The sequence below is a fragment of the Fictibacillus nanhaiensis genome (assembly GCF_049537595.1).
Classification (GTDB): domain Bacteria; phylum Bacillota; class Bacilli; order Bacillales; family Fictibacillaceae; genus Fictibacillus; species Fictibacillus nanhaiensis_F.
In genome coordinates, this window is sequence record NZ_JBMULM010000002.1 from 190,216 (window position 1) to 202,120 (window position 11,905).

An 11,905-nucleotide genomic window follows, 5' to 3' on the forward strand; every position below is an offset into this window, starting at 1 on the left:
GGTATGGAATTATGTACCAGTTTAAGACGCCCACAGCTTGGATACATCTTTTAATGAAACATCAATAAGATACACATCTGGATTGGAGAGAAGCTCCCATTCCTTGAAGCCGAATGATGGATCAAACAAATTAATCATCAAGCTAAGCAGATTTCCATGCGTAACAATCAGAACGGATTTATAGGATTCAGTTTGCAAGTCATTAATGAAGGAAGAGATTCTTTGCTTTGCTTCAAATGTGGACTCACCACCAGGAAACTTTAAATGTTCTTCTATATATGTACGTTCTAGATTACTTCGCCAATTGGGGTCAGCTTCAGCAGAAAGAATACGTTCAGCCAATCGTTCATCTACCTTTATAGATTGCTCACATAACTTTGCAAAAGGTTTAATGGTGTCGATGGCTCTTTTGAATGGACTTGAGATCACACAATCAAAATGGTGACCCTCCAAAAAAACAGCCAGTTCTTTGGCTTGCTGTTCTCCTTCAGCAGTTAATGGAGAATTACTTTCTTGACCTTCCGCTTTACAATGTCTAATCGCAGTAATCTTCATGATTCATCCTTCTTTCTATTAGGTAATACTAAACAATGTGTTGATGTTAAGTCTCTTAGGCTTCATTGAAAATTTGATTGTAGTGTAAGGTGCGAGACTCCTGGGGGACGAGTGGGACAGGTGAGACCCTCAATGGCGCGTAGCGGCGAGGGGCTCACCGCCCGCCCCCCGGAAAGCGAGCAACCTGGAACGAAAATCAATAACTTTCAAGAACCCACCACAGACTACCTAAACAATCAATCCATTTAAACAGTTGTTTAAACTTTCGAGACGTTAAACCCAAAACCCTCCCGAATACTATGAATGTTGAAAAACGAAGGGAGATTGTTATGTATCCTGAATTAAACCATTTTAAGCAAATGAAAAAAGAATACGATATCGATATTGCTCGCGCTCAAGAAAAGTGGCAGCAACTACATAAACAAAAAGAATGGTCTTCAAATGAGTATGAAGAGTTATTAAATTCATACGGTGGAAGAAACTCAAAAATCACGATGGATGATTTAACAGAAGTAAAGAATAAATACTTGTTAGCTATGGAGAAAGAACGAAATGCCATGGAACAGCTGGATGAATTAAAAGAAAACCGAGATGACCGATTGTCTGAGTATTTGAAAACCGTATATTCCTCACGCGATAGAGAATTAGACACTGCTAAAAACAGTATGGAAAAGAAAATACATCAGCTTGAACGTTTAAAAGCAGAGTACTTGATGATGGTCAAACAGATACAAGAGATTCATGCGTATCGTCAATCTGTTGAAAAAGAGACGAGCGAAGCGATCACGAGCTATCAGCAATCTTATGAACCGAAAGAAATTCTTCCGTTATATCCTTCATTGGCACGTTTAGAGATTCCGCTTTCTGATATTCAACATGTTTTTCAAAAAGGTGAACTGCCTGAGCATCTAAAAAAATATATCCATTTTAATGATGATCCTAAGCGTCTTCCAAGATAAGAAGTTTGTGTGTTAAAAGGGAGTAAGTGAATGAACTCCCTTTTCATCTATAAAAAAAGCCATAATCCTTAGAAAGGATTATGGTAAAGAAAACCGAACGCATGATGAAGAAATGGGGGGTAGGGAATTGCTCTGCCGGCCTCTTGCCAACAGGAGAGATTTTGTATCTCACAATCATACTATATGTCCCCAGGAGTCAAATGGTATGGACAAGTGCCATGGGCATTCATGTATTTTTGAATAATAAAAGAAATTATTTTCTCTTTAACTTAACGTTACACTTTCGTTCCATTTTATTAGAAGCTTCTTTTCTTTATCAGGATGTAAGCCTGCTTTCCAGTCATCTGGATTTAAGTTTCGGCTTTGAGACCAATCTGCAGTATCTTTTAACGTTTCTTCTATCGGTCGGAAAATCAATCCTTTGTTTATTGCTTTAGAATCATCCGCATAATCAAGACCACGATAATCTTCACTTGAGATCCAGAGCGGCAACTCAACCCATTCGCCAACGTTCTCCTTTAACAAGAAGGATTCGGCCACAGGCACGATTGTGGAGTGTTCTTGGCTCCGCAAACATTTTTGAACAAACTTATTGAAATCATACACACCTCCAACAGCTTGATAGATCCCGCTCTCCTTATTCTCAGCCATCCTTACGATCCAATTCGATAGATCACGAACATCAATGAATCGAACGGTCGTATCTTTCATATCAGGGATTAAGATTTCTCCACCTCGAACACCTCTGTCTGGCCAATACGTAAAACGATCAGTGTAATCATGGGGGCCAACAATCAAACCTGGACGCACGATCAAAGCATTCTCACCGAATACCTCTAAAACTTCTTGTTCACAAGCTGCTTTAAGGGCACCGTAATGTTCAGCGATCTCAGTAATGGTCGGATCAATAAGGTCAGCGGTTTTCGCTTCCTCCGTAATGTTTCGAACGGATTGATCTTCATAAACGGAAACTGAAGAAACAAAGATATAGAAAGTTCCTTCTTTCTTGAGTGCTTCAGCTGATTTACGAACCTGCTTAGGAAAATAGCCACACGTATCGACTACAATGTCCCAAGATTCACTCTTAAGTGAGGACAGATCAAGATCTCTGTCACCAATAATCTCATGAACGTTTTCTTTTACCCCTTTCTTTGATGTTTTCCCTCTATGAAACAAAGTCACTTCATGATGATTGTTGTTAAAAGAATCTGCTACATGTTTTCCTAAAAAACGTGTGCCGCCAATAAGTAATACTTTCATCGTCTACACCACCTATTCCATTTTTCTTAAAGCAGGAAGTTTCCACATGATCAAAAGATTAACAACAATTAAAGATAGTGCACCTAGAGCCATAATGTTTTCAATAGAAAAGCCATAAGAGATTAACATGGACGTTGCTGCAAGTGATAAAGGAGCAAGACCCATACTTGCCATGGTTAGCAAACCCATCAATCTTCCTAGAAGGTTCTTATCAACGGAAGATTGTACCGCCGAAATAAGCGGTATATTCGTTGCGGGAAACGTAATTCCAATGAAGAAAATCGTCAACATACAAGCAAAAAGGGTGGTACTTTGACTAAATAAGAAAAAGAATATATTCATGGTAAATAAAGAAACTGTCACCATCAGTCCGCGTCTTTTCTTAACGTTTAATATACCTATAATAACGGAGCTAATTAGCATGCCTAGAGCCATAGAACCTTCAATAAAGCTAAAATCAAGTGCGCTTCCGTCGAGCACGTTTTTTACGAAGATCGGCAAACCCATCATCAACGGTCCGATTACGAAAACATTCAGAAAGATCGTACTAAGAAAGAGTGCTTTTAAAAAAGCGGATTGTCTTACTACATCGATACCTTCTTTTATAGATAGCCACATGCCAGGCTTTGCTGTACTTGAACTCGTGGTAGCTGGGATATTTAACAAATAAGCAAGAATGGCAGAGAGCAGCAGCATCACAGCGGGTACACCAAACGAGAGTATGTAGCCTCCGCTACTTGCCACAAGAAGACCTCCAATCATCGGTCCAAGTATTAACGAGCTTTGTTGGGTGGTCTGAATGATTGAATTTGCACGTGTTAATTGAGATTGGTCGACAACATTAGGCAGAAGAGAGCCGTTTGCTGGCCATACGAAAGCATCAAGTGCCCCGAAAAATAAACCAAAAATGATAAAAGACAGAAGGGAGAGATGCCCTGTTGTAAGCATGATCAACAACCCGACTAACAAAAGAGTTCTTAGAAAGTTTGCGATAAACAAGATTTTCGTACGGCTGACTCGATCCGCTAGAACTCCGCCAATAGCCATGAATAAAATACGAGGAACGTTGGCTGCAATAAATACAATGCCGAGTGAAGCTTCTTTGTCTAGAGTCTTTACGACGTACCAGCTCTGTGAGAATTGAAAAATGGCGATTGAAAAAGAAGAACAAATTGTTATCGCCCATATGAATAGAAAGGAGCGCTTTTTGAATAGAGACTCTGTTTCACTTTTCTGGAGTAAAGCTGCTGTTTCAGCCATCTTACTCTAGCTCCTCTTCAGGATAAGGTGTCTCTTTCAAAGGAAATGAGAGCATAAAGTAGTGATAGATCTCACCATCGTCACTTTCATTCTTCTTAAATTCTGAGATTAAGTCAGATATTTCTTTTGCTTTGTCGTGTAACAGTTGTACTTGATCGGAAGAAAGTTTTACATGTCGATAACCAAATTTCAGAGGAGAATCTGAATAAGCTAGTATTTCAGGATCTAATTTACGAACCATAGATTTTGTTTTTTCAAGAGAAACTAATATATTTTCTTTAAGTGCATCTGAAAGTTCATCTCTTACAGCAAGCCTTTGATCAGGCAATATTTCGGCAATTGAAAATGAATGGGCTACAGGCCTGTAGAACTTTTGTACAATGCCATTCTTTTCTTCTGTCCTCTCAACGTTAATTAAACCTACACGTTCAAGTTCTTTAAGGTGGTAATGAATCTTTGGTGCTGGAACTTCTAATAGGTCTGATAAGATCTTTCCCGTCTTAGCTTCTTCTAATATCTCCCATAGGATTTTGATACGGAGCGGGTCAGAGATAACCTTTAACTGCTCAACTTCGCGTATATGATAAATTTCCTGCATGTTCAACACTCCTATAACGTTCAAATATATTTGAACGCAATATATCCTATTTATATGCTAGTCGTCAACACTTTTACACATTATTTGTAAATAATAGTTCAAATGTTATGAAAATTCTTGTATAATGTTAGTATAATACTCGCATTACAACTTAGAGGCTGGAGGTTCATAGTATGGGGAATAAGGATTTGAAGTCCTATGTGGAGAGATTGGAGAAAGTGCATTATATTGTGTCAAAGCGTTTACACCCGGAAATTGCTATAGAAAAGGAGTTAACGAAAACACAGTTTGTACTTTTGAAGACGTTGTGTATTAGGAATAAATGGACCGTTTCAAAATTGGCTGACTATATGGGTGTAAAACCAAGTGCGATAACTGTTGGTGCGGATCGTTTGTACAAGCGTGGATTTGTGAGTCGTTACCGTAGTGACTTAGACCGTCGTATTGTCTATTTAGAGATTACTGACGAAGGACATGAAATTTTACGAGAGGCTGAAAGTGAGAGAGTTAATTCTATAAGTAGCTATCTTAATCATTTATCACAAGAAGAATTAGGTATTTTTATTGATATTTACGAGAAGCTTGCAAGTGGCAATCATACAGACCCAGACGAGATCGTCTTTACAACACAAACCAGTTGAGGAACTGGTTTTTTTGTGCCTTAAAAGTATTAGTGAATGAGTCGTAGAAAAGTTCTCTATTATTTTTTCATAGATTGGATTCTATTTAAATTCTTCACTGCATAGGATGTGATAGAAACGTCAACAGAAGTGGAGGGTTATACATGTTTACCCCGCAATTGAATATGAAGCGTTTACCTTTATTACTTGCAGGCGCCATGCTATTTATTGTTGTAGCCACTAGTTTTATCACATCCTTTGAGCACAAATATCGGCTAAGTTCATCAACCATGCATAAGTGGTTAACGGAATTTTCAGGTGAAGCACTCGTGTATTTCATAGGTTGGGAAAATCGATATTTTACGCAGGAGCTTCCAAAAGAAAGTGAACCTCCGGCTTTATCGAGTGTTTTGTTCGAATTGACTACAAGCATAAAGCCTGGGGATATCCGGAGTCTATTAGGAAACGAACTTCCAGGTTTTGCGCTCTATGATTCAACGATCATTGTCGCTGGAGAAGGTACAGATTACACAAACCTTGCTTACGAATCGCCGCCGCCGATGGAACTCCTCTTAAGTGGTGAAGATGCAGAAGTTCAAGATATCGAACGTTTGGAAGATCCGGATCCTTCTGATTCAGAGAATCCGCCAGGTCAAACAACGAGCGGAAAGAAGATCGCGTATATCTATCATTCGCACAGTTGGGAATCATTTCTACCTCACTTAAAAGGAGTCACGAATCCCGATCATGCTATTCATTCTAAAGTAAACATCACAATGGTAGGGAAAAAACTCGGTGAGGAACTAGAGGCTAGAGGAATTGGAACTTCCGTCGATATGACAAACATGACGGAGCTTTTGAGGAAGAATAACACAGACTATAGAAAGAGCTATCCGATGTCACGAACACTAGTTCAAAGTGCGATGGCAAGCAACAAAGATATTGATTTAATCTTTGATCTGCATCGGGATTCAATGAGAGGAAAGTCTACAACAACAGAAATCAATGGTAAGTCATACGCACGTACTTTATTCGTAATCGGTAAAGCGAATCCTAATTTTGAGAATAACCAAAAAGCAGCGCAAGAGATCAACGCGATCTTAGATAAAAAATACCCTGGTTTAAGCCGCGGCGTCATCGGAAAAAACAAAACTCAGGGAAATGGGGTTTATAATCAAGACCTATCTGATCATGCTTTGCTCATTGAGTTTGGCGGAGTGGATAACAACATGGATGAGTTGTACAGAAGTGCTGAAGCAGTTGCTGAAGCAGTGGCAGAGTACTATTGGAAACAGAATGGCGCGAAAGCTGAATAATGTTGAAAGGCTCTAGAGGTGGTGATAACCTCTAGAGCTTTTTTTATGTGTTTCTATTTTTGCTTAAAACTAATGTGGACAGTAAAAATAGGAGAGTGGACAGTAAATCTACAAAAGCGGACAGTAAATTAGCGAAAGTGGACAGTAAAACTCAAAAAGTGGACAGTATTTTCGTAAAAGTCGACAGTAAGTGCCATAGAGAAGTCTGTGCATGTGCGCCGTTTTCTTGTTAATGACGGTAATTTGTCCAATTGACTAGTGAATCTGTCCGATTTGAAGATTAATCTGTCGGATTGGTCACATAATCTGTCCAATTCAAAATTCACCACCGATTGGCCACGCAAATTTCCGAAGCGTCTGTATATCAATCCAATGCGTACAAAAAAAACCGTTTCGAATGATTAAAACAATACTTAATTTCATAACAGTCGTGATATCTGCAAATCCTAAGAAAAAATGGTATAAAAAGAGAGAAGTCACTTGTTTTAATTAATAAGGGGAGGGAATAAAAGAAGAAAAAGAAGATTAGTAAAAAGGAGCACGTGCATGAAACGAATATGGGAATTTTTCCTCACACTATTATTACTTGTTTGTTTATACATCGTTTTCTTTGCAGAAGGATATGTAGTAATCAAAACGATATTTGGACTCCTTTACATCGCAGTGATTCTTTATACGATTTATTCGCTTATGCTTGAGAACAGAACAGCTCAACATACACTTCTATGGATTTATGTATTGATTCTGTTTCCGTTTATCGGATATATGTTCTATCTGTACTCAGGTCAGCTTTATCTAAAAGGTCATCTATTCAAATCTAAAAGAAAAAAAGACAGGGACGAGTGGATCCGAGTATCGAAACAAGAAGAAAAACCAGACTTTAGTGATTTGAAAAGGCATCAGCAGTGTTTTGCAACACACGCTCACCACATTACCCTAACGCGATTAAACAGAAAAACAAGTTCTAAAATTTTAAAGAATGGCCAAGAGACGTTTCCTGAAATCTTTGCAAGATTAGAAGAAGCCAAGGAGTATATACATATTCAGTATTATATTTTCCGCTCAGATCGCCTTGGTAAAGATATTATTGATCTGTTAATAAGAAAAGCTGATGAGGGTGTCAAAGTTAGGTTTTTATATGATGGAATAGGAAGTCTTTCTCTTCAGCAATTTGACATCGATAGAATGAAAAAAGCAGGAATCTTAGTGGAAGCGTTCCTACCTGTACGATATGGCTTCTTTAACCAAAAACTTAATTTCAGAAACCATCGTAAAATTATCATTATCGATGGAAAGGTTGGGTTTGTTGGAGGTCTGAATGTAGGAGTCGAATATTTAGGAGAAGATCCTGAGATTGGTTTCTGGCGAGATACGCATATGGTTATGGAAGGAGAAGCTGTGCAAGTTCTTCATGCGATCTTCTTAATGGATTGGGAATATGTTTGTGGAGAAGATCTGTTAGAAGATAATCATCTTACGACCTCATACCCTGCCGAAGGAGACGGAACCGTTCATGTTGTAGCAAGTGGTCCGGACACCCAGCTTGGGATCATGAGTGATCTATTCTATTCTTTGATCTCATGTGCAGAGAAATCCATCTGGATCGGAACGCCATATTTTGTTCCAAATGAAGCGATTCGAACCGCATTGAGAGTGGCAGCAAAAAAAGGAGTCCAGGTTCGGTTATTGGTTCCTGAGATCAATGATGGATTCTTAACGCAATATGCAACGCGCTCCTATTTTCCAGAGCTTTTGCGTGCGGGAATAGAGATCTATTCCTACAAAAAAGGATTCCTTCATCAAAAGGTAATCATCATCGATGGTGATACCGCTTCGATCGGTACTGCCAATATGGACATGAGAAGTTTTCACCTTAACTTTGAAGTGAACGTTTTCTTGCTGAATACAGCATCTGTCGATGATCTTGTAGAGCAATACGAAGAAGATATGGTGGAATCTGTAAAAGTGAAACCCGTTGAGTTTTACAAAAGGGGTTTGTGGGAACGCACAAAAGAATCGTTCGCTCGTCTTTTCTCAGGTGTCCTCTAATCCAGGTGAATGCCTGATAGCAGGTATAACCCAATAAAAAACAAGAATAGAAAATCCCCCTCAGGAATAGGTTGTACGAGACCGTGTTAGGTGAGGGGGATTTTTTTATGGATTGGCTTGAGGCCTTAATATTGGGGATTGTGCAAGGAGTAACAGAATTTTTACCTGTAAGTTCTACTGGCCATCTTTTGCTCGGCAGGCAAGTGTTTCAGCTAGAAGAAGCCGGATTGTTTCTTGATAGTATGCTGCACATTGGAACACTTATTGCCGTAATGACGGTGTATTGGAGAGAAATACTAGAAGTGATGAAAAAACCCTTCAGCAAAACGGGAATTCTGCTTATCGCTGGAACGATTCCAACCGCTGTTATAGGACTAGCATTTAAAGATTTTTTTGAAGATATCTCAAAAACGGGCATCACTGTTGGATGGGAGTTTCTGATCACAGGTTTTTTGCTTTGGTGGGCTGATTCTTATAAGCGAAATGGATATAAAGGGATCGAGGATATTTCTATACGAGATGCACTTGTGATCGGTACGTTTCAAGGAGCAGCGATTCTTCCTGCTATTTCACGATCGGGTCTAACGATTGCTGCAGCGCTCTTTTGTAAGATCGATAAAAAAGCAGCTGCCTATTTTTCGTTTTTACTATCTATTCCATCCATTGCAGGTGGAGTAGTCTTACAATCAAAAGATCTATTTACTGGGGCACATCCACCGATCTCTTATTCATCATTATTAATCGGTACTTTAGCGTCAGCACTATTTGGATATGTGGCAGTAAAGTGGATGATTAAACTTCTTCAAACAGGTACGTTAAAAGGATTTGCCATTTATGTGTGGCTGATAGGAATCGTTGTATTGATTCTGCAATTTTTAGGTAAAATGTAAAGTATTTGTTAACACGAAAAAAATGGATTGACATTTAAAAGAGAGAGGATTACAGTATATGTAATTCGAAATTTAGCAGGCTTTAGATCGCTGAATTTACAGTTATTTTTATAGTGAAACTACTGTAAAACGGGGGAACCAATCTTTTGGGGTGAATTTTGCTCTATATGCAAAAAGGGATACTCCAATCCCTAATCCGACAGCTAACCCCGTAAGCGTCATGTCACTGGAGAGGTCAATTTGGTGGAAAACCGGACCCGCTTTTTTGTGTGGTCTTTTTTTGCGTTTTTTTACTTGAATTTGTAAGCCTCTTAACCAGCAAGGCTAGAGAACAACGAAGTAAAAAACTTCATGGATTTTAAGGGGAGACCATAATGAAAAAACAATTTGCAGTTATCGGGCTAGGACGTTTTGGTGGCAGCATCTGTAGAGAATTTGCAACGATGGGCTATGATGTTCTAGCTATAGATAAAGACATGGAAAGAGTAAATGAGTTTGCTACCATAGCGACTCAAGCAGTTCAAGCAAACTCTACTGATGAGAACGTCATGAAGTCGTTAGGAATTCGTAATTTTACTCAAGTCATCGTATCGATCGGAGAAGATATTCAAGCTAGCATTCTAACCACTCTACTTCTAAAAGAAGCAGGCGTTCAAAAAGTTTGGGTTAAAGCACAAAATGACTATCATCATAAAGTGTTGGAAAAGCTAGGAGCAGACCGTATTATCCACCCAGAACGTGATATGGCGCTGCGCGTTGCTCAACTTATTTCTTCTGAAAAGATTATAGATTTTATCGAGCTATCACATGAACACAGTATTGTAGAGATAGGTGTAACAGATAAGCTTGTAAACCAGACCCTAACAGATCTTGATGTTCGTGCACGCTATGGCTGTAATATCGTGGCTATCAAACGTGGAGATGAGATTCTCGTTTCACCGATCGCTGATGTATCTCTTCAATATGGAGATATACTTGTCGTGATCGGACGTAACGAAGATCTAAATCGATTTGAGGATGAGGAAGTGTAAGCATTGGCACTACATGTCAGAAAGCATAAACGTTTTTTGCATAATCCAATTAAATTGAACCCTCCTCAATTTTTAGCGTTGCTGTTTTTATTTCTTATTTTTGTTGGCATGTGTTTGTTAAAGCTGCCTGTTGCTCATGAAGAAACGTTATCTTGGGTAGATGCATTTTTTATTGCCACTTCAGCAGCAACAGTAACAGGCTTAGCGACAGTTGATCCAGGCTCGACGTTCACCTTGTTTGGTGAGATTGTTATCTTGTTTTTAATCCAAGTGGGAGGACTAGGGGTCATGTCATTTGCGTCGCTCGTCGTTATTATGATGGGAAGAAAAATTTCCATCAAACAACGTGTATTGATGCAGGAAGCACTCAACCAGCCTTCTATCGGCGGAGTAATTCGATTAGTTCGAAATTTGTTTGTATTTTCAATCAGCATCCAGATTATCGCCATCTTTTTTCTATCATTAAGGCTTGTTCCAGACTTTGGAGTTAGTAAAGGAGTCTACTATAGCATTTTTCATGTTATATCTGCATACAACAATGCTGGGTTCTCTTTGTGGTCTGACGGTCTAATGGGTTATGTAGGAGACCCGATGGTAAATATCGTAATATCGTTTCTGTTTATAACAGGGGGAATTGGGTTTACTGTTTTGGTTGATCTATGGGTGAGTCGTAGCTGGAAAAAACTTTCTCTTCATTCAAGAGTTATGTTGCTGTCTACCTTGATTATAAGTATTGTAGCAATCTTGTTCTTCTACTTATTTGAGTTTAATAACCCTAAGACCATTGGAATGCTTTCAGGGGCTGAACAATTCTGGGCTTCGTATTTTCAGGGTGTAACACCGAGAACAGCAGGTTTTAACTCGATTGATATGACGGCGATCAATCCAGATACATCTCTATTGATGATTCTATTGATGTTTGTTGGAGCGGGGAGTACTTCAACTGGTGGAGGAATCAAGCTGACGACGTTTGTCGTTATTATCTTTACGGTTGCAGCTTTCTTAAAAGGTAAAGATGATACAGTGGTTATGAAAAGAACCATTCGAAATGCAGTGGTCTATAGAGCTCTTGCGATTACGACCATATCTATCCTGTTCATTTTTGTGGCACTATTTATTATCACATATGTCCAAAGAGACACATCGTTTATGGTCATCGTGTTTGAAGTTGTCTCTGCCTTTGGAACAGTTGGATTAAGTATGGGTCTGACCCCAGATCTAACAGTCATCGGGAAAATTGTAATCTGTGTGGTAATGGTTTTCGGTAAATTAGGACCGCTAACGTTGGCGTTCAGTCTTGCTAAACAAACAAAAGATAATATTAGATATCCAGACGGTGAAGTATTCACTGGGTAAAAAAAGAGCTA

At 39.0% G+C, this 11,905-nt stretch carries 11 protein-coding genes and 1 riboswitch; of the genes, 7 read left to right on the forward strand and 4 right to left on the reverse strand.

From position 1 onward, the window contains the following. Positions 1 to 21: 21 nt before the first annotated feature. The gene (locus ACOZ9X_RS12275; RefSeq protein WP_423418423.1) at positions 22 to 555 is read right to left on the reverse strand and encodes a histidine phosphatase family protein; all 534 of its coding nucleotides are present in this window, start codon (positions 553 to 555) and stop codon (positions 22 to 24) included. Positions 556 to 884: 329 nt separating this feature from the next. Between ACOZ9X_RS12275 and ACOZ9X_RS12280 the strand changes: the two genes are divergently transcribed. Next, positions 885 to 1,514 (forward strand): hypothetical protein, encoded by a 630-nt coding sequence (locus ACOZ9X_RS12280; RefSeq protein WP_423418424.1) that lies wholly within the window; start codon positions 885 to 887, stop codon positions 1,512 to 1,514. A 264-nt stretch (positions 1,515 to 1,778) separates the two neighbouring features. Here ACOZ9X_RS12280 and ACOZ9X_RS12285 read toward each other — a convergent pair whose 3' ends face one another. The 3 genes from ACOZ9X_RS12285 to ACOZ9X_RS12295 are packed head-to-tail and all read right to left on the reverse strand — an operon-like array spanning position 1,779 to position 4,632. Further along, positions 1,779 to 2,774 (reverse strand): NAD-dependent epimerase/dehydratase family protein, encoded by a 996-nt coding sequence (locus ACOZ9X_RS12285; RefSeq protein WP_423418425.1) that lies wholly within the window; start codon positions 2,772 to 2,774, stop codon positions 1,779 to 1,781. A gap of 12 nt (positions 2,775 to 2,786) precedes the next feature. Further along, on the reverse strand, positions 2,787 to 4,034 hold the full coding sequence (locus ACOZ9X_RS12290) for an MFS transporter (RefSeq protein WP_423418426.1): 1,248 nt from the start codon (positions 4,032 to 4,034) through the stop codon (positions 2,787 to 2,789). Position 4,035: 1 nt separating this feature from the next. Then, entirely contained in the window at positions 4,036 to 4,632 is a 597-nt protein-coding gene (locus ACOZ9X_RS12295) for an ArsR/SmtB family transcription factor (protein ID WP_423418427.1), read from the reverse strand. A gap of 173 nt (positions 4,633 to 4,805) precedes the next feature. On the opposite strand from ACOZ9X_RS12295, the gene ACOZ9X_RS12300 reads away from it, so the two are divergent. The 6 genes from ACOZ9X_RS12300 to ACOZ9X_RS12325 all read left to right on the forward strand — a co-directional run bounded on the left by ACOZ9X_RS12300 (position 4,806) and on the right by ACOZ9X_RS12325 (position 11,894). Next, positions 4,806 to 5,273, forward strand: coding sequence for a MarR family winged helix-turn-helix transcriptional regulator (locus ACOZ9X_RS12300; protein WP_144702706.1), 468 nt, complete (start codon positions 4,806 to 4,808; stop codon positions 5,271 to 5,273). 143 nt (positions 5,274 to 5,416) lie between these two features. Continuing rightward, positions 5,417 to 6,568 carry a stage II sporulation protein P gene (gene spoIIP, locus ACOZ9X_RS12305; protein WP_423418428.1) on the forward strand — a complete coding sequence of 384 codons (1,152 nt, stop codon included), beginning with the start codon at positions 5,417 to 5,419 and terminating at the stop codon, positions 6,566 to 6,568. A gap of 546 nt (positions 6,569 to 7,114) precedes the next feature. Continuing rightward, positions 7,115 to 8,617, forward strand: a complete 1,503-nt coding sequence (gene cls, locus ACOZ9X_RS12310) for a cardiolipin synthase (protein WP_423418429.1) — start codon at positions 7,115 to 7,117, stop codon at positions 8,615 to 8,617. A gap of 107 nt (positions 8,618 to 8,724) precedes the next feature. Continuing rightward, positions 8,725 to 9,507: an undecaprenyl-diphosphate phosphatase gene (locus ACOZ9X_RS12315; protein WP_423418430.1), complete on the forward strand. Its 783-nt coding sequence runs from the start codon at positions 8,725 to 8,727 to the stop codon at positions 9,505 to 9,507. Between the two features lie 78 nt (positions 9,508 to 9,585). Continuing rightward, positions 9,586 to 9,741: riboswitch (cyclic di-AMP (ydaO/yuaA leader) on the forward strand. A gap of 140 nt (positions 9,742 to 9,881) precedes the next feature. Beyond that, a complete protein-coding gene (locus ACOZ9X_RS12320; protein WP_423418431.1) occupies positions 9,882 to 10,538 on the forward strand; it encodes a potassium channel family protein in 657 nt (218 codons plus the stop codon). 3 nt (positions 10,539 to 10,541) lie between these two features. Beyond that, entirely contained in the window at positions 10,542 to 11,894 is a 1,353-nt protein-coding gene (locus ACOZ9X_RS12325; RefSeq protein ID WP_423418432.1) for a TrkH family potassium uptake protein, read from the forward strand. Positions 11,895 to 11,905 lie beyond the last annotated feature (11 nt).

What these genes read in the sequence shown, in the direction of transcription:
- spoIIP (WP_423418428.1), top strand. Translation starts at nt 5,417, where the DNA reads ATGTTTACCCCGCAATTGAATATGAAGCGTTTACCTTTATTACTTGCA.
- ACOZ9X_RS12295 (WP_423418427.1), bottom strand. Translation starts at nt 4,632, where the DNA reads ATGCAGGAAATTTATCATATACGCGAAGTTGAGCAGTTAAAGGTTATC.
- ACOZ9X_RS12300 (WP_144702706.1), top strand. Translation starts at nt 4,806, where the DNA reads ATGGGGAATAAGGATTTGAAGTCCTATGTGGAGAGATTGGAGAAAGTG.
- ACOZ9X_RS12315 (WP_423418430.1), top strand. Translation starts at nt 8,725, where the DNA reads ATGGATTGGCTTGAGGCCTTAATATTGGGGATTGTGCAAGGAGTAACA.
- ACOZ9X_RS12275 (WP_423418423.1), bottom strand. Translation starts at nt 555, where the DNA reads ATGAAGATTACTGCGATTAGACATTGTAAAGCGGAAGGTCAAGAAAGT.
- ACOZ9X_RS12280 (WP_423418424.1), top strand. Translation starts at nt 885, where the DNA reads ATGTATCCTGAATTAAACCATTTTAAGCAAATGAAAAAAGAATACGAT.
- ACOZ9X_RS12320 (WP_423418431.1), top strand. Translation starts at nt 9,882, where the DNA reads ATGAAAAAACAATTTGCAGTTATCGGGCTAGGACGTTTTGGTGGCAGC.
- ACOZ9X_RS12290 (WP_423418426.1), bottom strand. Translation starts at nt 4,034, where the DNA reads ATGGCTGAAACAGCAGCTTTACTCCAGAAAAGTGAAACAGAGTCTCTA.
- ACOZ9X_RS12285 (WP_423418425.1), bottom strand. Translation starts at nt 2,774, where the DNA reads ATGAAAGTATTACTTATTGGCGGCACACGTTTTTTAGGAAAACATGTA.
- cls (WP_423418429.1), top strand. Translation starts at nt 7,115, where the DNA reads ATGAAACGAATATGGGAATTTTTCCTCACACTATTATTACTTGTTTGT.